Genomic DNA, 19,277 nt, shown 5'->3' with positions numbered 1-19,277 from the left:
AACAATCCCGCCGACGATCCGGTAGAGGTCCGCTAAATTAACTCCTTCAGGCCGCCGGAGCGGCGGCGATTTTGCTGCCGGTCAGCGCGTGCCACAGCGGCGGCAGAGTAATAAAAATGCTGACGGTAGCCGCGCAGGGTATCTCAGGCGGTTTTCGCTCAGGCAGTAAAAACGGGTATCTCAATATCCGCGGGTGGGGGCAGTGGCCAGCCCTGTCACCACCGGCGACAATATGGCAGAATATTGCCCCTCACTATGTGAATGCAGGAAACGTTGCGTGAAAATCCTCGTAGATGAAAATATGCCCTACGCCCGCGAGCTGTTTAGCCGCACCGGCGAGGTGGTGGCGGTCCCCGGTCGTCCAATCCCTGAAGCTGAACTGAACGATGCCGATGGCCTGATGGTACGTTCGGTGACGAAAGTGAATGCCGCATTGCTTAACGGTAAAGCGGTAAAATTTGTCGGCACTGCCACGGCCGGTACCGATCATATCGATGAAGATTTTCTGGTGGCGCAGGGCATTGCCTTTTCTGCGGCGCCGGGTTGCAATGCCATTGCGGTGGTGGAATATGTGTTCTCCGCGCTGTTACTGCTTGCCGAGCGCGATGGCTTTCAGCTGACCGACCGTACCGTGGGTATCGTCGGCGTGGGCAATGTCGGCGGTCGTCTGCAGGCACGACTGGAAGCGCTGGGCGTGCGCACGCTGCTGTGCGATCCGCCGCGCGCCGATCGCGGCGACGCCGGCGAGTTCCATACGCTGGATAAGCTGGTGGCCGAAGCCGATATTCTCACTTTCCATACGCCGCTGTTTAAAGACGGCCGCTATAAAACTCTGCACCTCGCCGATACGGCGCTGTTGCAGGCGCTGAAGCCGCATACCATTCTGATTAACGCCTGTCGCGGCGAGGTGGTGGATAATGCGGCGTTGCTGGCTGTGCTGAATCAGCGCGACGATCTTAGCGTGGTGCTGGATGTCTGGGAGCCGGAGCCGGAGTTATCGCTGCCGCTGCTGGCAAAAGTGGATATTGCCACCGCGCATATCGCCGGCTATACCCTCGAAGGGAAAGCGCGTGGCACCACTCAGGTGTTTGAGGCCTGGACGCAGTTTATTGGTCAGGCGCAGCAGGTGGCGCTGGATAGTCTGTTACCGGCGCCGGAGTTTGGCCGTATTACCTTACATGGCGCGTTAAATCAGGCAACGCTGAAACGTTTGGTGCATCTGGTGTATGATGTGCGCCGTGATGATGCACCGTTGCGTCATGTGGCGGCGATTGCCGGTGAGTTTGATCGCCTGCGCAAAAATTATGCGGAGCGCCGCGAATGGTCGTCGCTGTATGTGCAGTGTGATAACGCCGAAGCGGCCGCATTGCTTAATAAACTGGGTTTTACTGCGGTGTATCAGGCCATTCGTTAATCGTGCCGGCCACCTAAATCGGGCCTTGCGGCATTTCAGGAACCCCGATCCCCGGGGCGGCTTTTATGTCGCCCGTATGGAAAAATCTGAATCAACGGGCGGTGTTATCACCGCCTTCTGTTTTTGTGTCATTGTCTGGAGTAAACCAACATGTCTGACGGCTGGAATATTGCGCTTTTGGGCGCGACAGGCGCAGTAGGGAACGCTTTACTGGAATTACTGGCGGAACGTGAGTTCCCGGTTGGTGAATTATATTTGCTGGCCAGCGAGCGCAGCGCCGGTGAAAACATGCGGTTTGCCGGTAAAACGCTGCTGGTGAAAGATGCGGCTGATTTTGACTGGACGCAGGCGCAGCTGGCGTTTTTTGTTGCCGGTCGTGAGGCCTCCGGGCGTTATGCCGAAGACGCGGCGAACGCCGGTTGTCTGGTGCTCGACAGTAGCGATCTGTTTGCGCTGGAGCCGGATGTCCCGCTGGTGGTGGCGGATGTCAACCCGCAAGTGTTAGCGGATTACCGTAATCGTAATATCATCAGCGTGGCCGATAGTCTTACCAGCCAGCTGTTGTGTGCGATTAAACCGCTGGTGGAGCAGGGCGGGCTGAGCCGTCTGCAGGTCACTAATCTGCTGTCTGCTTCCTCGTACGGCAAGGCCGCGGTGGATTCTCTGGCCGGTGAAAGCGCGCGCTTACTGAACGGTGTTCCGGCTGAACAGCACTACTTTGGCCGCCAGCTGGCGTTTAACATGCTGCCGCTGCTGACTGACAGCGAAGGCAGTGTGGCGCAGGAACGTCGTCTGGTTGATCAGGTACGCAAAGTGATGCAGGACGAAGGCTTACCGATTGCGGTCAGCTGTGTGCAGTCGCCGGTGTTTTACGGCAATGCGCAGATTGTCTATATCGAAGGATTACGCCCGATGTCAGCGGAAGAAGCGCGTGATGAACTGATGCGTGCCGAAGATATTGCGCTGTCGGATGAAAATGATTATCCAACCCAGGTCGGCGATGCCTCGGGCAGTGCTCACCTTAGCATCGGCTGTCTGCGTAATGATTATGGCGTGCCGGAGCTGCTGCAGTTCTGGTCAGTCGCCGACAATATCCGCTTCGGCGGGGCGCTGATGGCGATCAAAGCCGCTGAGAAACTGGTGCAGGAGTATTTGTACTGATGTCTGAAGGGGCTTTGCCGGGCGCTAACAGCACGATTAAGCTGGCGCTCGGCGTGGAATATGATGGCAGCCGTTATTACGGCTGGCAGCGGCAGCAGGAGGTGCGCAGCGTGCAGGCGCGCCTCGAACAGGCTTTGTCGAAAGTGGCGAATCATCCGGTCAATGTGTTCTGTGCCGGACGGACTGACGCCGGTGTCCATGGCACCGGGCAGGTGGTGCATTTTGAAACCACCTCGCAGCGGAAAGATGCTGCCTGGACGCTGGGCGCCAATGCCAATTTGCCGGATGATATTGCGGTGCGTTGGGTGAAGCAGGTGCCGGATGAGTTTCATGCGCGTTTCAGCGCCACTGCGCGTCGCTATCGCTATGTGATCTATAATCAGCGGCTGCGCCCCGCGATCTTAGGCGCCGGGGTGACCCATTTTTATCATCCGCTGGATGCAGAAAAAATGCAGCGCGCCGGGCAGTGTCTGCTGGGCGAGAATGACTTTACCTCGTTTCGCGCCGTGCAGTGCCAGTCGCGTACGCCGTGGCGTAATGTGATGCATCTGCATGTGACGCGTTACGGTAGCTATATTGTGGTGGATATCAAGGCGAATGCTTTCGTTCACCATATGGTGCGCAATATCGTTGGCAGTCTGATGGAGATTGGTTGCGGAAATCAGCATGAGGGCTGGATGGCTGAGCTACTGGCGGCAAAGGACCGAACTCTGGCCGCGGCCACGGCGAAAGCCGAGGGTTTGTATCTGGTTGCGGTCGATTACCCTGATTATTTTGCTTTACCACATCCGCCGATGGGACCGTTGTTCCTCGAGGATTAAACCTGAGCTGTAAGCTGTATAGGGAGAATTATGGATCTTATTCGTTTTGTCGTCGATTTTATCCTGCACATTGATGTCCACCTGGCCGAGCTGGTAGCGCAATATGGTATCTGGATATACGCCATTCTGTTTTTGATTCTGTTCTGTGAAACCGGACTGGTGGTCACGCCGTTCCTGCCGGGCGACTCGCTGCTGTTTGTCGCTGGCGCGCTGGCGGCGCTGCCGGGTAACGATCTCAATATTCATCTGATGGTCACTCTGCTGGTGATTGCCGCGGTGCTCGGCGATGCGGTCAACTACACCATTGGGCGGCTATTTGGTGAACGGTTATTCAGTAACCCGAACTCGAAAATTTTCCGCCGCAGCTACCTTGATAAAACCCATGGTTTTTACCAGCGTCACGGTGGAAAAACCATTATTCTGGCGCGTTTCGTGCCGATCGTGCGTACTTTTGCCCCTTTTGTCGCCGGTATGGGCCATATGTCCTACCGCCACTTTGCGTTATTTAACATTAGCGGCGCGCTGTTGTGGGTACTGCTATTCTCCTATGCGGGCTACCTGTTCGGCGACTTGCCGGTGGTGCAGGAGAACCTGAAATTACTGATTGTGGCGATTATTGTGGTATCGATTCTGCCCGGGGTAATTGAAGTCTGGCGCCATCGTCGTAGCGTGCGTCAGCAAAAACAATAGCCATTACCTCGCCTGGTCGACCATATTTCTATCCACAGCGTCGCCAGGTTATGGTTTAATGTGCGACATTTACGGCCTGCTGAAGTCGCTTTTAGCAGCAACAAGAAAACTGGTTTCACCAGGTTCAAACAGAAAGGTTATCAATGAGCTGGATTGAACGAATTCTCAACAAGAGCACCATCGCCCCTTCGCGCAAGGCAAGTATTCCTGAAGGGGTTTGGACAAAGTGTGATAGCTGTGGTCAGGTTCTCTACCGCGCCGAGCTGGAACGCAATCTGGAAGTTTGCCCAAAATGCGACCACCATATGCGTATGCATGGCCGCGATCGTCTGCACAGCCTGCTGGATGAAGGCACGCTGGTAGAGCTGGGCAGCGAACTGGAGCCAAAAGATCTGCTCAAGTTCCGGGATTCAAAAAAATATAAAGATCGTCTGGCTGCAGCACAGAAAGAGACTGGCGAGAAAGATGCACTGATTGTGATGAAGGGTACGCTGTATGGCATGCCGGTTGTCGCATCCGCATTTGAGTTCTCCTTTATGGGCGGCTCAATGGGTTCCGTGGTCGGCGCGCGCTTTGTGCGCGCGGTTGAACAGGCGCTGGAAGATAACTGTCCGATGATCTGTTTCTCCGCCAGCGGCGGCGCGCGTATGCAGGAAGCGCTGCAGTCGCTGATGCAGATGGCGAAAACCAGCGCCGCACTGGCGAAAATGCAGGAACGCGGTCTGCCGTATATTTCGGTACTGACTGACCCGACCATGGGCGGCGTCTCTGCCAGCTTCGCCATGCTGGGCGATCTGAATATTGCTGAACCAAAAGCGTTGATCGGCTTTGCCGGCCCGCGCGTGATTGAGCAGACCGTGCGTGAAAAACTGCCGCCGGGCTTCCAGCGTAGTGAATTCCTGATTGAGAAAGGCGCGATCGATATGATCGTGCGTCGTCCGGAAATGCGTCTGAAACTGGCCAGTATCCTCGCTAAGTTAATGAATCTGCCAGAGCCGAAGCCGGAAGCGGGAGAGGTTGCCACTGAGGCATCTTCCGAAAGCCACGAGGCCTGACAGATGATGGAGAGGTACAGCCTCTGTCGACGCGGCAATACTGTACCTTTCACCAATGAACCGTAACGTTGTGAACGGGACACATGGATAATCTTCACCTTCCTCAAGCCACGTCGCCTTTGGCCACGTGGCTTTATTATCTTGAGCATTTACATGCTCAGGCTATCGAACTCGGGCTGGATCGCATTCAGCGCGTCGCTAAACAACTCGACCTGTTAAAACCCGCGCCGATGGTGTTTACCGTTGCCGGAACGAATGGCAAGGGTACTACCTGCCGTACGCTGGAGACCCTGTTGATGGCCGCCGGCTACCGCGTTGGCGTCTACAGCTCGCCGCATCTGTTGCGTTATACCGAACGGGTGCGTATTCAGGGGGATGAGCTGGCTGAGTCGGCGCATACTGCCAGTTTCGCCGCCATTGAAGCCGGACGCGGGGCCACTTCGCTAACCTATTTTGAGTACGGCACGCTGTCGGCGCTAATGCTATTTAAGCAGGCGGCGCTGGATGTGGTGATTCTTGAAGTCGGGCTCGGCGGGCGCCTCGACGCGACCAATATCGTCGATGCCGATGTGGCGGTCATCACCAGCATTGCCCTCGATCATACCGACTGGCTTGGACCGGACCGTGAAAGTATCGGTCGCGAAAAAGCCGGGGTATTCCGCACGGCAAAACCGGCAGTGGTCGGCGAGCCGGATATGCCGCAGTCGATTGCGACGGTCGCTGCCGATCTCGGCGCTATTTTGCTGCAGCGCGATCGCGACTGGCACTATACGCAGCAGGGCGACAGCTGGACCTTCAGCGACCGTCAGGGTAGCCTGGCGCAGTTACCGCTGCCGCAGGTGCCGCTGCCGAATGCGGCGACCGCCTTAGCCGCACTGCGCGCCTCATCGCTACCGGTCGATGAAACCCTGATTCGCAACTGGCTGGATAAAGCCATGCTGCCGGGGCGTTTTCAGACCGTTGCCACCGAACCGCGGGTGATCCTCGATGTGGCGCATAATCCGCATGCTGCTGGCTATCTGGCTGGCCGTCTGGCGGAGTTGCCGCGGCAGGGGAAAGTGCATGCGGTGGTGGGGATGCTGCATGATAAAGATATTGCCGGCACCCTTGCCTGTTTAATGCCGCAGGTGGATAACTGGTACTGCGCGCCTCTTGACGGGCCACGCGGCGCCAGCGCTGAGCAGCTGATGGTGCATCTGCCGCCGGAGGCGCAGGGCTTTGCCAGCGTGGCAGACGCCTGGCGGGCGGCGCTGCAACAGGCGCAGAAACAAGATATTGTGCTGGTGTGCGGGTCGTTCCACACCGTGGCGCAGGTAATGGAAACGATGGAAACGGAGAACGGAAGTGGCAAGTAAGTTTCAGAACCGTTTAGTCGGAACCGTAATTCTGGTCGCCGTGGGGGTGATTGTCTTGCCGGGTTTGCTGGACGGTAAGAAAAAGCACTACAAAGAGGAGTTCGCGGCGATCCCGCTGGTGCCTAAGCCGGATGATCAGCAGGACACGGATATGGTGCCGCCGGTCAGCCAGTCGTTGCCGGCGCAGCCGCCAGAGGGCGCGGGCGCAGCGGTAGCGGGCGACAGTGACGAGGAGAGCGCGGCGGAAGAGAGTGGTGCTACCACGCCGAAGAGCAACAGTCAGCCTACGCTGGTTACGCCGCCGCCGGTTCAGGCCGAGTCTACGCCGCAGCCGAAACCGGTGACGCAGCCGAAGCCGCAACCGAAGCCGGCAGAACCGACGAAGCCGAAGTTAGCGCCACAGCCGAAGCCGGTGCAGCCGCCGAAGCTGGCGGAACAGCCGAAACCGGTCGAACAGCCGAAGCTGGCTGAGCAGCCAAAACCGGTTGAGCAGCCGAAAGCGCCGGAACAACCGAAAGCGGAAAGTAAGCCGCCGGAGCAGGCCCCGAGTGGTCAGGCGTATGTGGTTCAGCTGGGGGCGTTGAAAAATGCCACCAAAGTGAATGAGATTGTCGCGCAGCTGCGGTTGTCGGGGTATCGTGCTTATACCGTGCCATCAACGCCGGTGCAGGGTCAGATTACCCGTATTTACGTTGGCCCGGATGCCTCGAAAGCGAAGATGCAGGCAGCCGTTGGTGAATTGCAGGGCATTTCCGGTCTGGGCGGGGTGGTGAAGCCTTATAGCGCCCGTTAACCCGTAGGGGAGGCATTCATGCCTCCCGTGCCGGTGATGTGCCCCCGGGGTAATGACTTTGGCATCAGCCGGGGGCCATAAATGGCCCCCCTACAATGTTTCAGAGCTATCGGGCGTAGGGGAGGCATTCATGCCTTCCGCGCCGGTGAGATGCACCCGGGGTAATGACTTTGGCATCAGCCCGGGGGCCATAAATGGCCCCCCTGCAATGTTTCAGAGCTATCGGGCGTAGGGGCGGCATTCATGTCGCCCGTGCCGGTGAGATGCACCCGGGGTAATGACTTTGGCATCAGCCGGGGGCCATAAATGGCCCCCCTGCAATGTTTCAGAACTATCGGGCGTAGGGGAGGCATTCATGTCGCCCGTGCCGGTGAGATGCACCCGGGGTAATGACGTTGGCATCGGCCGGGGGCCATAAATGGCCCCCCTACAATGTTTCAGAACTATCGGGCGTAGGGGAGGCATTCATGTCGCCCGTGCCGGTGAGATGCACCCGGGGTAATGACTTTGGCATCAGTCCGGGGGCCATAAATGGCCCCCCTACAATGTTTCAGAGCTATCGGTTGTAGGGGAGGCATTAATGCCTCCCCTACCGGTGATCTGCACCCGGGGTAATGACGTTGGCATCAGCCCGGGGGCCATAAATGGCCCCCCTACAATGTTTCAGAGCTATCGGGCGTAGGGAGGCATTAATGCCTCCCGTACCGGTGATCTGCACCCGGGGTAATGACGTTGGCATCAGCCGGGGGCCATAAATGGCCCCCTGCAATGTTTCAGAGCTATCGGGCGTAGGGGAGGCATTCATGCCTCCCGTGCCGGTGAGATGCCCCCGGGGTAATGACGTTGGCATCAGCCGGGGGCCATAAATGGCCCCCCTACAATGTTTCAGAGCTATCGGGCGTAGGGGCGGCATTCATGCCTCCCGCGCCGGTGATTTGAACCAGGGGTAATGACTTTGGCATCAGTCCGGGGGCCATAAATGGCCCCCCTACAATGTTTCCGAACTATCGGGCGTAGGGAGGCATTAATGCCTCCCGTACCGGTGATTTGCACCCGGGGTAATGACTTTGGCATCAGCCCGGGGGCCATAAATGGCCCCCCTACAATGTTTCAGAACTATCGGGCGTAGGGGAGGCATTCATGCCTCCCGCGCCGCTGATATGCACGGAAAATAAGGTAACCAGAAGTGGCGATTGAGGTTTTTTTCATCGCCCCTTTTTATTTGAGTCGGCAAAGGAAAACGCTACGCAAACGTTTTCTTTTTCTGTTAGAATTCGCCCCGAACTGGATGCAGGGGCACTGTCACTGGAAGAGTTCATGGTCTGGATAGATTACGTCATTATTGCGGTTGTCGGTTTTTCGGCTCTGGTTAGCCTGATTCGTGGGTTTGTTCGGGAAGCTTTATCTCTCGTCACCTGGGGATGCGCATTCTTTGTCGCCAGTCATTACTACTCCTTTCTTGCCGTCTGGTTCACAGGTTTTGAAGACGAACTGGTTCGCAATGGAATTGCCATTGGCATACTCTTTATCGCTACACTGTTGGTGGGAGCGATAGTGAACTATGTGATTGGCTCTCTGGTCGAAAAGACCGGCCTGTCAGGTACCGACAGGGTGTTGGGCGTTTGTTTCGGGGCACTGCGTGGCGTACTGATTGTCTCTGCCATGCTGTTTTTCCTCGATACATTCACCGGGTTCTCAAAAAGCCCGGACTGGCAACAGTCCCAGCTGGTTCCCCAGTTCAGTTACATCATCAGGTGGTTTTTTGACTACCTAAAAAGCACGTCAAGTTTTTTACCCCGGTAATCGCACCGGGGGTGCGGCTTATGAGGATATGACTACATGTGCGGTATTGTCGGTATCACCGGTTTTGCACCGGTAAACCAGTCGATTTATGACGCGTTAACGGTGCTTCAACACCGTGGGCAGGATGCCGCAGGCATCGTCACCATTGATGCATTAAATTGCTTTCGTCTGCGTAAAGCCAATGGCCTGGTCAGCGATGTATTCGAAGCGCGTCATATGCAGCGTCTGCAGGGCAACATGGGTCTCGGCCACGTCCGTTATCCGACCGCAGGAAGCTCCAGTGCTTCGGAAGCGCAGCCCTTCTACGTTAACTCCCCTTACGGCATTACCCTTGCACACAACGGCAACCTGACTAACGCACATGAATTGCGTAAGCAGCTGTTTGAAAGCGGTCGTCGTCACGTCAACACCACCTCTGATTCAGAAGTTCTGCTGAATATTTTTGCTCAGGAACTGGATCGCTTTCAGCACTATCCGCTGGAAGCTGAAAACATTTTTGCGGCGGTGGCGGCAGTGCACCAGAAGGTGCGCGGCGCTTACGCCTGCGTTTCGATGATTATCGGCCACGGCATGGTGGCTTTCCGCGACCCGAACGGCATTCGTCCGTTAGTGATCGGCAAGCGCGCAATGAGTGACGGACGTATTGAGTATATGGTGGCTTCGGAAAGCGTGGCGCTGGATACTCTCGGCTTTGAGTTCCTGCGCGATGTTGCGCCAGGTGAAGCGGTGTACATTACCGAGAAAGGCCAGCTCTCCACACGTCAGTGCGCGGAAAACCCAAAAAGTAATCCGTGCCTGTTCGAGTACGTCTATTTTGCCCGTCCGGACTCCTTTATCGACAAAATTTCCGTCTACAGCGCCCGTGTTCGTATGGGCACCAAGCTGGGCGCGAAGATTGCCCGTGAATGGGAAGACCTGGATATTGACGTAGTGATCCCGATTCCGGAAACCTCCTGCGATATCGCGCTGGAGATTGCCAATATTCTTAACAAACCTTATCGCCAGGGGTTTGTGAAAAACCGCTACGTTGGCCGTACCTTTATCATGCCGGGTCAGCTTCAGCGCCGCAGCGCGGTGCGCCGTAAGCTGAATGCTAACCGTGCTGAGTTCCGTGATAAGAATGTACTGCTGGTGGATGACTCCATTGTGCGTGGCACCACCTCTGAGCAGATTATTGAGATGGCGCGTGAAGCGGGCGCGAAGAAAGTGTATCTGGCATCGGCGGCACCAGAAGTTCGCTTCCCGAATGTCTACGGCATCGATATGCCAAGCGCCACTGAGCTGATTGCCCATGGCCGTGAAGTGGAAGAGATCCGCCAGATTATCGGCGCCGATGCGCTGATTTTCCAGGATCTTAACGATCTGATTGAAGCGGTACGCGAAGAGAACCCGGATATCGTTCAGTTTGAATGTTCGGTATTTAACGGAATTTACGTCACCAAAGATGTTGACCAGCAGTACCTTGAGTATCTTGAATCGCTGCGTAATGACGATGCTAAAGCCATTGCACGTCAGAACGAAGTGGAAAACCTTGAGATGCATAACGAAGGTTAAGCGCTGAGGCATTGAGGAAAAGGGCTGTCTCTGACAGCCCTTTTTTTATTGCGCTAATCCACCTGGCCGCAGATCGACCTGCAGTTGTAATTTATCCCGGCAACGTCCAAACTTGCGCCATTCAGACTGAATCCACAAGGCAACAATATGAAGCGACTCATTATCGGTATTTCCGGCGCCAGCGGGGTGATTTATGGCGTGCGCATGCTACAGATTCTGCAGCAGGTGGCGGAGGTGGAAACCCACTTGGTGATGAGTCAGGCGGCGCGTCAGACGCTGGCGCTGGAAAGCGATTATTCGGTGCGTGATGTGCAGGCGTTTGCCGATGTGGTGCATGATGTGCGTGATATTGCCGCCAGCATCTCTTCTGGCTCGTTTAAAACCGATGGCATGGCCATTATGCCCTGTTCAATGAAAACCCTCTCCGGCATCGTACACAGCTATACCGACGGTTTACTGACCCGGGCGGCTGATGTGGTACTCAAAGAGCGGCGCCGGCTGGTGCTGTGCGTACGTGAAACCCCGCTGCATTTAGGCCATTTACGCCTGATGACCAGCGCTGCGGAACTGGGCGCGATTATTATGCCGCCGGTGCCGGCGTTTTATCACCGACCGGAAAATGTGCAGCAGATTATCGACCAGACGGTCAATCGGGTAGTGGATCAGTTTGATATTTCCCTGCCTCACGACCTGTTTACGCGCTGGCAGGGTGCATAGCGATGTAATGGTTGCATTATTTTGGTGCAGTAATCTGGGCTGGATCACTTTTCGTGCATCGCATGCACCAAAATACAACATAGTTACCGCCGCATTATTACAAGCCTGTTATATTTCCCCTCACAAACTAAGCGCTGGTGCCCGATTCCGGCCCTGTGCTTAGCCCGCTAACTTTGGGTTGCCGCCAGTGACAGAACTGGCATGAAATCTGCAAAACAAAGAGCGCAAACACATCACGTAAACCATAACAAAAAGCACTTTACTTGAGGGTAATCTATGAAAAAGCAGGTCCTGGCTCTTTCTCTGTTGCTGGCCTTCTCCAGCGCAAGCAGTGTTTTCGCTGCCGTGCCAAAAAATCTGCGTATCGGAACCGACCCGACCTACGCGCCGTTTGAGTCGAAAAACGCGCAGGGTCAGCTGGTTGGTTTTGACATCGATCTGGCCAACGAGATTTGCAAACGTATTCAAACCAAATGTACCTATGTGGAAAGCGACTTTGATGCGCTGATCCCTTCGCTGAAAGCGAAGAAGATTGATGCCATCATCTCCTCACTCTCTATCACCGAAAAGCGTCAGCAGGAAATCGCCTTCTCGGAAAAACTGTATGCCGCTAACTCACGTCTGATTGCGCCGAAAGGTTCGCCAATTCAGCCGACCCTCGAGTCGCTGAAAGGCAAAAATGTCGGTCTGTTGCAGGGCACCACGCAGGAAACCTATGCCAACCAGAACTGGCGTCCAAAAGGTGTGACCGTCACGCCGTATGCCAACCAGGATCTGGTGTATCAGGATTTAACTGCCGGCCGTATTGATGCAGCGTTCCAGGATGAAGTCGCGGCCAGCGAAGGCTTCCTGAAACAGCCGGTGGGTAAAGACTATGCGTTCGCCGGTCCGGCAGTAAAAGATAACGCTATTTTCGGCGTGGGTACCGGTATGGGTATGCGCAAAGATGATACCGATCTGAAAGCGGCGATCGATAAAGCGTTTGCTGAGATGCGTAAAGACGGTACTTACGACAAACTGGCGAAGAAATATTTCGATTTCGATGTATACGGTGGCTAAGTAACACCTGTCGTCAAAGTGATGGCTGCCGGGCAGCCATTACTTTGTATCTGATGGCTGCCCGCCAGCCATGCATTCGACACAACACGACAGGATCATACCCATGCTGTATGGCTATTCCGAAGTTATTTTGAAAGGCGCGGCGGTGACGCTGGAGCTGGCGCTCAGTTCGCTGCTGATTGCCGTCGTGCTGGGGCTGATTGGTGCAAGCGCCAAGCTGTCGAAGAACCGCCTTGTTGTACTGATATTTGAAGGCTACACCACGTTAATCCGCGGCGTGCCCGATCTGGTACTGATGCTGCTGATCTTTTATGGTTTGCAGATCGCCCTCAACCAGCTGACCGATGCGTTAGGTCTGGCGCAATTTGATATCGACCCGATGGTGGCCGGTATTATTACCCTCGGTTTTATCTATGGCGCTTACTTTACTGAAACTTTCCGTGGCGCCTACCTGGCGGTGCCGAAAGGACAGATAGAGGCCGCCACCGCCTTTGGTTTCACGGGTTCACAAGTCTTCCGGCGTATTCTGTTTCCGGGAATGATGCGCTTTGCGCTGCCGGGAATAGGTAATAACTGGCAGGTGATCCTGAAAGCGACGGCGCTGGTGTCGTTACTCGGTCTGGAAGATGTGGTAAAAGCCACCCAGCTGGCGGGTAAAAGTACCTGGGAGCCGTTTTACTTTGCCATTGTGGCCGGGGTGATTTATCTGGTGTTTACCACGCTGTCTAACGGCGTGTTGTGGTGGCTTGAACGTCGCTACACGGTGGGTGTGAAAAGGGCAGAGCTATGATCGAGATTATCAACGAGTACTGGAAATCCCTGCTCTGGACCGACGGTTACCGCTTTACCGGGGTGGCCATCACCCTGTGGTTGCTGATTATTTCCGTGGTGCTTGGCGGCTGTATGGCCGTGTTGCTGGCGATTGCGCGCGTGTCACCTAATCGCGGGGTGCAGTTCCCGGTATGGCTGTTTACCTATGTGTTTCGCGGTACGCCGCTGTATGTACAGTTACTGGTGTTCTATTCCGGGATGTATACGCTGGAGGTGGTAAAAGGCACCGAACTGCTGAACGCTTTTTTCCGCAGCGGGCTGAACTGTACTCTGCTGGCGCTGACGCTGAATACCTGTGCTTATACCACCGAGATTTTCGCCGGGGCGATCCGTGCCGTGCCGCACGGTGAAATTGAAGCTGCGCGCGCTTACGGTTTCTCCACCTTTAAACTCTATCGTTGCATTATTCTGCCTTCCGCGCTGCGTACCGCGCTGCCGGCATACAGCAATGAAGTGATTCTGATGCTGCACTCCACGGCGCTGGCGTTTACCGCCACGGTTCCGGATTTGCTGAAAGTGGCGCGCGATATCAACTCCGCCACCTATCAGCCATTTATGGCGTTCGGTATTGCTGCAGTGCTGTATCTGATTATTTCTTATGTGTTAATCAGCCTGTTCCGCCTCGCGGAAAAGCGCTGGCTGGCGCATGTTAAACCCTCATCGTCCCATTGAGTAAGTATCACTATGGCCGAAAATAAATTACAGGTAACTGAACTCCATAAACGTTATGGGGAGCATGAGGTGCTGAAGGGCGTTTCATTACAGGCGCAGGCCGGGGACGTCATCAGTATTATTGGTTCATCAGGATCCGGGAAAAGTACTTTTTTACGCTGTATTAACTTCCTCGAAAAGCCGAGCGAAGGCACCATTGCGGTGAACAATCAGATGATCACGTTGGTGCGTGACACTGATGGTCAGCTGAAAGTGTCCAATAAAGAGCAGCTGCGTATGCTGCGCACGCGTCTGACCATGGTGTTTCAGCACTTTAATCTCTGGAGCCATATGACGGTGCTGGAGAATGTGATGGAAGCGCCGATTCAGGTGCTGGGGCTGAGTAAACAGGAGTCCCGCGAGCGTGCCATCCGTTATCTTGATAAGGTAGGGATTGATGCGCGTGCGCGCGGCAAATATCCGGCGCACCTTTCCGGCGGGCAGCAGCAGCGCGTCTCAATTGCGCGCGCGCTGGCGATGGAACCCGAGGTGCTGTTGTTTGATGAACCGACGTCGGCGCTTGACCCGGAGCTGGTGGGCGAAGTGCTGCGTATTATGCAGAAGCTGGCGGAAGAGGGTAAAACCATGGTGGTGGTGACGCACGAGATGGAGTTTGCGCGCCATGTTTCCAGCCATGTGATTTTCCTGCATCAGGGGAAAATCGAAGAGGAGGGGCCGCCGGAAGAGGTATTTAATCATCCGAAGAGTACCCGATTGCAGCAGTTTTTGTCCGGGGCATTAAAGTAGTTTGCTTTTTTGTTAAGGCTTAAGGTCAAGGGCTTAAGGGCTTAAGGGCTTAAGGTCTCAAGGTCAAGGGCATTTCGCTCGCCCACGTGGCGAGCGAGCAGGGGCGGCAGTCGCCCCGCCCCTGCACCCGGGCTTGGCGGCAGGGCTCCCGCCCGCTGCGCGGGTCCCTTCGGGAAATATCCTCTCCTGACGGACCGCTGTGGACGCGTTCCCTACGCGGCCACAGCTTTCGCGGCGTCCATGCCGCTCATCCTGGTTCGAATATTTCCCTCAGCGGTTGCTATGCCGCCCCCAGGTCAAAACCATCAATGTGAGATCAGGCATCTGTAACTCCCCAGGTCAAAACCATCAATGTGAGATCAGGTATTTATTAAACAAAAAAACCATGGTGAAGTGGGGGATAGCGTCGTCTGAATCGCCGAGAAAATTTAAGCCTGCCAGGACGAGCGGCATGGACGCCGCGAGAAGGAGCGCCGCGTAGGGAACGCGTCGCGATGGGTCCGTCGGCAGGATCAAATTTTGGAGGGAACCGCGTAGCGGCGATGAAGCCGACAAAGCGCGGGTTCCCAGGGACGAGGCGATTGTCGTCCCTGGGTCGCTCGCCACGTGGGCGAGCGAAACGCCCTTGACCTTAGCCTTTAAGCCTTTAAGCCTTTAAAGCCCTTGACCTTAGCCCTTAAAGCCTTTAAGCCCTTAAAGGGCGCCCGGGATGCGCCCAATCAGCCCACCACATCCGCCAGTGCTTCATCCAGTTGGAACCAGCGAAAACCAAATCCCGACTCCTCGAGCCGTTTCGGCAATACATGCTGCCCCCCTAACACCAGCACCGCAGATTCCCCCATCATCAGCTTAATCGCGCTGGCCGGCGTGCGCATAAAGGCCGGACGATGCATCGCATGGCCGAGCATGGCGGCAAACTGCTCATTGCGCACCGCATAAGGGGAAACCATATTAAACGGCCCGCTTAGCTGAGGATGGTCCAGCAGCCAGAGAATGGCGTTCAGCATATCGTCAATATGGATCCACGGCATATATTGTCTGCCGCTGCCCAACGGGCCGCCAATGCCGAGTTTAAACGGCAGCTTCATTTTTGCCAGCGCGCCGCCCTGTTTTGCCAGCACCACGCCGGTGCGCAGCAGGCAGACGCGGGTGCGCTCGCTCTGCGCCGCTAACGCCAGCGCTTCCCAGCGCGCGCAAAGCTGATGAGTAAACTCATCGTGCCCCGGATCCTCTTCGGTCAGCACCAGCTCGCCGGTATCACCATAAAAACCGGTGGCGGAGCCGGAGATCAACACCGCTGGCGGCTCGCTACTGGCATTAATCAGCGAGGCCAGCTGCTCGGTAATCTGCCAGCGGCTCTCGCACAGTCGCTGTTTTTGCTGTTCACTCCAGCGCTTATCAGCGATAGGTTCGCCTGCCAGATTAATTACCGCATCAATGCCATTCAGATCTTGCTGCTGCGCCAGACCTGACCACAGGGTAACGGCAGGGTCGAGTTTGGCGCGGGCAGCGGCAACATCGCGCGTGACCACGCTAACCTGATGGCCCGACTGTAATAAACGCGGTATCAGGTGACTGCCGATCAATCCGGTACCGCCAGTGACTAAAATATGCATGCTGAATATCCTTATGCGTTGTTTGACAGCATATTTTCAGCATAGAAGAGAACGCGCAGAAGAGTGTGATATACGTCAGAGTTGTCGGGCGAGAGTGCTCCCGCCCGTGTTATCCGCTCAGATGTTAGCCAGTTCCAGCGCGCGCTGGGTCGCCGGACGGATACGAATACGTTCGAACCAGTTGCGGATCGCCGGATAATCGGCCAGATCGATGCGCTGACGCTCATGGGCGTTCACCCATGGCCAAATGGCCATATCCGCAATGCTGTAATGCTCACCGGCTACCCACGGCTTTTTCTCCAGCTGGCTATTCAGCACGCCATACAGGCGCTGTGTCTCCACCTGGAAGCGTTCGATGGCGTAGGGCACCGGCTGCGGGGCGAAATGGTTAAAATGATGATTCTGGCCAAGCATCGGGCCAAAGCCACCCATCTGCCAGAATAACCACTGCAGCGTTGCCGTGCGCTCACGCAGTTCGGCACTGAGAAACTTGCCGCTCTTCTCGGCGAGATACAGCAGAATGGCGCCGGACTCGAATAAATTGACCGGCGCGCCGCCATCAACCGGCTGATCATCGACGATGGCAGGGATCTTATTGTTAGGGGCGATGGTGAGAAATTCGGGCTTAAATTGCTCGCCTTTACCGATATTCACCCGATGAAGTTGGTAAGGCAGGCCCGCTTCTTCAAGAAAAATCGTGATTTTGTGACCATTGGGTGTCCCGGCGTAATAGAGGTCGATCATAATGACTCCGAATAAAATCAGGCGGTAACGGTTTTTTCTTATGCAATATAGAGGAATTAACCGCTGGTTTAAAGGCGCAGATCGTGCTGCCGACGGCAGCAAAAATCCCCTCAGATGCTGATTGCCTTCCGCGATAAAAATCGGTAAACAAGAGTTACCTGTGCGTCAGTCAGTTTAAAGGAAACGAAATGGATTATCCGAATATTACCTTATGGTCAGATGCATCTTTTTTTAGTCCCTATGTTATGTCGGTGTATGTCGCCTTAACTGAGAAGGGGATTCCATTTTCTCTGCAACCTGTCGATCTGGCCGCTGCCGGGCATCTGGACAGCCATTACCGCGCTATTTCACTGACCGCCCGGGTTCCCACTCTGCAGGTGGATAACTTCCTGCTGAGTGAATCTTCGGCCATCGACGAATATCTTGAGGAGCGTTTCCCGGCGCCGGAGTTTGAACGTCTTTACCCGCGCGATCTGGAGAAGCGCGCCCGCGCCCGTGAAATTCAGGCATGGCTGCGCAGTGATTTGCTGCCGCTGCGTGCCGAACGCCCGACCGAAGTGCTGTTTGCCGCAGAGAAATTTGCGCCGCTGTCCACCGCCGGCCTGCGGGCGGCAGAAAAGCTGATTGCTGCCGCCGAACGCCTGCTGGTCGACGGGCGGCAGAATCTGTTTGGCGAGTGGTCAATTGCCGACACCGATTTAGCCATAATGATCAACCGTCTGGCGCTGCACGGCGACGCTTTACCTGAAAAACTGGTCGATTACGCCTTTTTCCAGTGGCAACGCGCGTCGGTCCAGTTATGGTTAGCGGAATCGGGCAAAACACGTTAACCCGACGTATCGCATATTGCGTCAGGAAAGATTAGCCATTATTTTAGGCGGTTGCGACAATGATACGCGCAACAATGCGCCAGAACAGAAAAGGGTTACTGATGGTGGAGCAAAGTCAGGCTGCCGGAACAGAATGGGTGGATATCGTTAACGAAAATAACGAGGTTATCGCCCAGTCCACTCGGGCTCAGATGCGTGCACAATGTCTGCGCCATCGCGCGACCTACATCGTGGTTCATGATGGTATGGGAAAAATACTGGTGCAGCGCCGCACTGAGACGAAAGATTTTTTGCCGGGGATGCTGGATGCCACGGCCGGCGGTGTGGTGCAGAGTGGCGAAGTGCTGCTGGAGTCTGCGCGTCGTGAAGCGGAAGAGGAACTTGGCATCGCCGATGTCCCTTTTGCCGAACATGGCCAGTTCTATTTTGAAGATGTGAATTGCCGCGTCTGGGGCGGGCTGTTTAGCTGTGTCTCTCATGGCCCGTTTGCCATGCAGGAAGAGGAAGTCGCAGAGATTTTCTGGATGACGCCGGAAGAGATTACCAGCCGCTGTGACGAATTCACTCCGGACTCACTGAAAGCGCTCTCATTATGGCTTAGCCGCAATAAAGAGCAACACTGATCGCCCGGCTTTATCCCTCTGACGGGGGGTAAAGCTATTTAATATAATTACCAGGATAATTGTTATTTTAATCACTCCCCCCTCCCTTCGTTCAATCGTGTATCAACAATAGCTGTTTTTATTGCAATAAATATTGCCAGCAGTAACAGTCCGAATTATGGTTATTTCGCTGGGTAGTAACCTAATCGATGTTTAATATTGTATGGCAAGGATGGTAAATATGAACACGAAACTTGTTGGTCTCGCGTTATTATTTATGACGGCGTTAACCGGCGCCAGCAGTGCTTACGCCTGTAACCTTAGCTGGCCGAATGCCGGAGATTTCTGCCACGAGCACTGTAAATATAACCAATCGAATATTTCACGCTTTATCTGTGAACTGGGCAGTACACCGTCTCAGCATTAAACTGTACCCGGCGCAGGGACTGCCGTGCGCCGGACTCACCGTGAGCGACTTATATGTCGTCAATAATAAAAATATTAACTCGTTGTTCGCCTTTAAATTTTCTATCAGCCAAGGATAAATAACATGAATAAGAGAATAATTGCACTCACTCTGTTTGCCGTCTGCGGATGGGCAAGTATTGGTAATGTTGTTGCCTGTACGGTTTTACCGCCAATCGCCTCAGAAGTCTGTATTAAACTTTGTGATAATGTCACCAGTCCGGTGGGCAGAGCGATCTGTAAATTAGGGCAGGATAATCATAACGCCTGAATAAGCCAGCATACATGCTTATTAATAAAACCGCTTGC

At 55.1% G+C, this 19,277-nt stretch carries 20 protein-coding genes; 18 read left to right on the top strand and 2 right to left on the bottom strand.

Features of this window, described 5'->3' with window-relative positions; genetic code table 11:
• The first annotated feature begins 232 nt into the window (after positions 1–232).
• From pdxB to hisP, 14 genes are all read left to right on the top strand, one after another.
• A complete protein-coding gene (pdxB, locus tag JWF83_RS20160; RefSeq protein WP_413652234.1) occupies positions 233–1,414 on the top strand; it encodes a 4-phosphoerythronate dehydrogenase PdxB in 1,182 nt (393 codons plus the stop codon).
• 150 nt (positions 1,415–1,564) lie between these two features.
• A complete protein-coding gene (locus JWF83_RS20155) occupies positions 1,565–2,575 on the top strand; it encodes an aspartate-semialdehyde dehydrogenase (protein ID WP_413652193.1) in 1,011 nt (336 codons plus the stop codon).
• The gene (gene truA, locus JWF83_RS20150; protein WP_413652192.1) at positions 2,575–3,396 is read left to right on the top strand and encodes a tRNA pseudouridine(38-40) synthase TruA; all 822 of its coding nucleotides are present in this window, start codon (positions 2,575–2,577) and stop codon (positions 3,394–3,396) included. The genes JWF83_RS20155 and truA overlap by 1 nt, the downstream gene beginning before the upstream one ends.
• A 30-nt stretch (positions 3,397–3,426) precedes the next feature.
• Entirely contained in the window at positions 3,427–4,086 is a 660-nt protein-coding gene (locus JWF83_RS20145; RefSeq protein WP_413652191.1) for a DedA family protein, read from the top strand.
• A 143-nt stretch (positions 4,087–4,229) separates the two neighbouring features.
• On the top strand, positions 4,230–5,141 hold the full coding sequence (gene accD, locus JWF83_RS20140; RefSeq protein ID WP_413652190.1) for an acetyl-CoA carboxylase, carboxyltransferase subunit beta: 912 nt from the start codon (positions 4,230–4,232) through the stop codon (positions 5,139–5,141).
• 83 nt (positions 5,142–5,224) lie between these two features.
• Positions 5,225–6,496: a bifunctional tetrahydrofolate synthase/dihydrofolate synthase gene (gene folC, locus JWF83_RS20135; RefSeq protein WP_413652189.1), complete on the top strand. Its 1,272-nt coding sequence runs from the start codon at positions 5,225–5,227 to the stop codon at positions 6,494–6,496.
• Positions 6,486–7,289 carry a cell division protein DedD gene (gene dedD / locus JWF83_RS20130; RefSeq protein WP_413652188.1) on the top strand — a complete coding sequence of 268 codons (804 nt, stop codon included), beginning with the start codon at positions 6,486–6,488 and terminating at the stop codon, positions 7,287–7,289. Before folC ends, dedD begins: the two co-directional genes overlap by 11 nt.
• A 1,317-nt stretch (positions 7,290–8,606) precedes the next feature.
• The gene (gene cvpA / locus JWF83_RS20125) at positions 8,607–9,092 is read left to right on the top strand and encodes a colicin V production protein (RefSeq protein ID WP_413652187.1); all 486 of its coding nucleotides are present in this window, start codon (positions 8,607–8,609) and stop codon (positions 9,090–9,092) included.
• 36 nt (positions 9,093–9,128) lie between these two features.
• Positions 9,129–10,646: an amidophosphoribosyltransferase gene (purF, locus tag JWF83_RS20120; protein ID WP_413652186.1), complete on the top strand. Its 1,518-nt coding sequence runs from the start codon at positions 9,129–9,131 to the stop codon at positions 10,644–10,646.
• A 147-nt stretch (positions 10,647–10,793) separates the two neighbouring features.
• Complete coding sequence (locus tag JWF83_RS20115; RefSeq protein ID WP_413652185.1) at positions 10,794–11,363, top strand: UbiX family flavin prenyltransferase; 570 nt, start codon at positions 10,794–10,796, stop codon at positions 11,361–11,363.
• A gap of 276 nt (positions 11,364–11,639) precedes the next feature.
• Complete coding sequence (gene hisJ, locus JWF83_RS20110) at positions 11,640–12,422, top strand: histidine ABC transporter substrate-binding protein HisJ (protein WP_413652184.1); 783 nt, start codon at positions 11,640–11,642, stop codon at positions 12,420–12,422.
• A gap of 103 nt (positions 12,423–12,525) precedes the next feature.
• Positions 12,526–13,212, top strand: coding sequence for a histidine ABC transporter permease HisQ (locus JWF83_RS20105; protein ID WP_413652183.1), 687 nt, complete (start codon positions 12,526–12,528; stop codon positions 13,210–13,212).
• A complete protein-coding gene (locus JWF83_RS20100) occupies positions 13,209–13,925 on the top strand; it encodes an ABC transporter permease (RefSeq protein ID WP_413652182.1) in 717 nt (238 codons plus the stop codon). Before JWF83_RS20105 ends, JWF83_RS20100 begins: the two co-directional genes overlap by 4 nt.
• Positions 13,926–13,937: 12 nt before the next feature.
• On the top strand, positions 13,938–14,711 hold the full coding sequence (gene hisP, locus JWF83_RS20095; RefSeq protein ID WP_413652181.1) for a histidine ABC transporter ATP-binding protein HisP: 774 nt from the start codon (positions 13,938–13,940) through the stop codon (positions 14,709–14,711).
• 719 nt (positions 14,712–15,430) lie between these two features.
• Here the strand turns inward: hisP and JWF83_RS20090 are convergent.
• Both JWF83_RS20090 and yfcG read right to left on the bottom strand, forming a co-directional pair.
• Complete coding sequence (locus tag JWF83_RS20090; RefSeq protein WP_413652180.1) at positions 15,431–16,327, bottom strand: TIGR01777 family oxidoreductase; 897 nt, start codon at positions 16,325–16,327, stop codon at positions 15,431–15,433.
• A 117-nt stretch (positions 16,328–16,444) separates the two neighbouring features.
• Complete coding sequence (yfcG, locus tag JWF83_RS20085; RefSeq protein WP_413652179.1) at positions 16,445–17,071, bottom strand: GSH-dependent disulfide bond oxidoreductase; 627 nt, start codon at positions 17,069–17,071, stop codon at positions 16,445–16,447.
• Between the two features lie 188 nt (positions 17,072–17,259).
• Here yfcG and yfcF point away from each other — a divergent pair, with 188 nt between their 5' ends.
• The 4 genes from yfcF (at position 17,260) to JWF83_RS20065 (ending at position 19,239) form a co-directional block, all read left to right on the top strand.
• The gene (gene yfcF / locus JWF83_RS20080; RefSeq protein WP_413652178.1) at positions 17,260–17,901 is read left to right on the top strand and encodes a glutathione transferase; all 642 of its coding nucleotides are present in this window, start codon (positions 17,260–17,262) and stop codon (positions 17,899–17,901) included.
• 101 nt (positions 17,902–18,002) lie between these two features.
• Positions 18,003–18,524, top strand: coding sequence for an NUDIX hydrolase YfcD (yfcD, locus tag JWF83_RS20075; protein ID WP_413652233.1), 522 nt, complete (start codon positions 18,003–18,005; stop codon positions 18,522–18,524).
• A gap of 220 nt (positions 18,525–18,744) precedes the next feature.
• Complete coding sequence (locus JWF83_RS20070) at positions 18,745–18,930, top strand: hypothetical protein (protein WP_413652177.1); 186 nt, start codon at positions 18,745–18,747, stop codon at positions 18,928–18,930.
• A 123-nt stretch (positions 18,931–19,053) separates the two neighbouring features.
• Positions 19,054–19,239: a hypothetical protein gene (locus tag JWF83_RS20065; protein WP_413652176.1), complete on the top strand. Its 186-nt coding sequence runs from the start codon at positions 19,054–19,056 to the stop codon at positions 19,237–19,239.
• The last annotated feature ends 38 nt before the right edge of the window (positions 19,240–19,277 follow it).

This window comes from Pantoea sp. B65 (assembly GCF_047308185.1).
Classification (GTDB): Bacteria; Pseudomonadota; Gammaproteobacteria; order Enterobacterales; family Enterobacteriaceae; genus Erwinia.
This window is presented reverse-complemented; position numbering and strand designations above follow the sequence as displayed.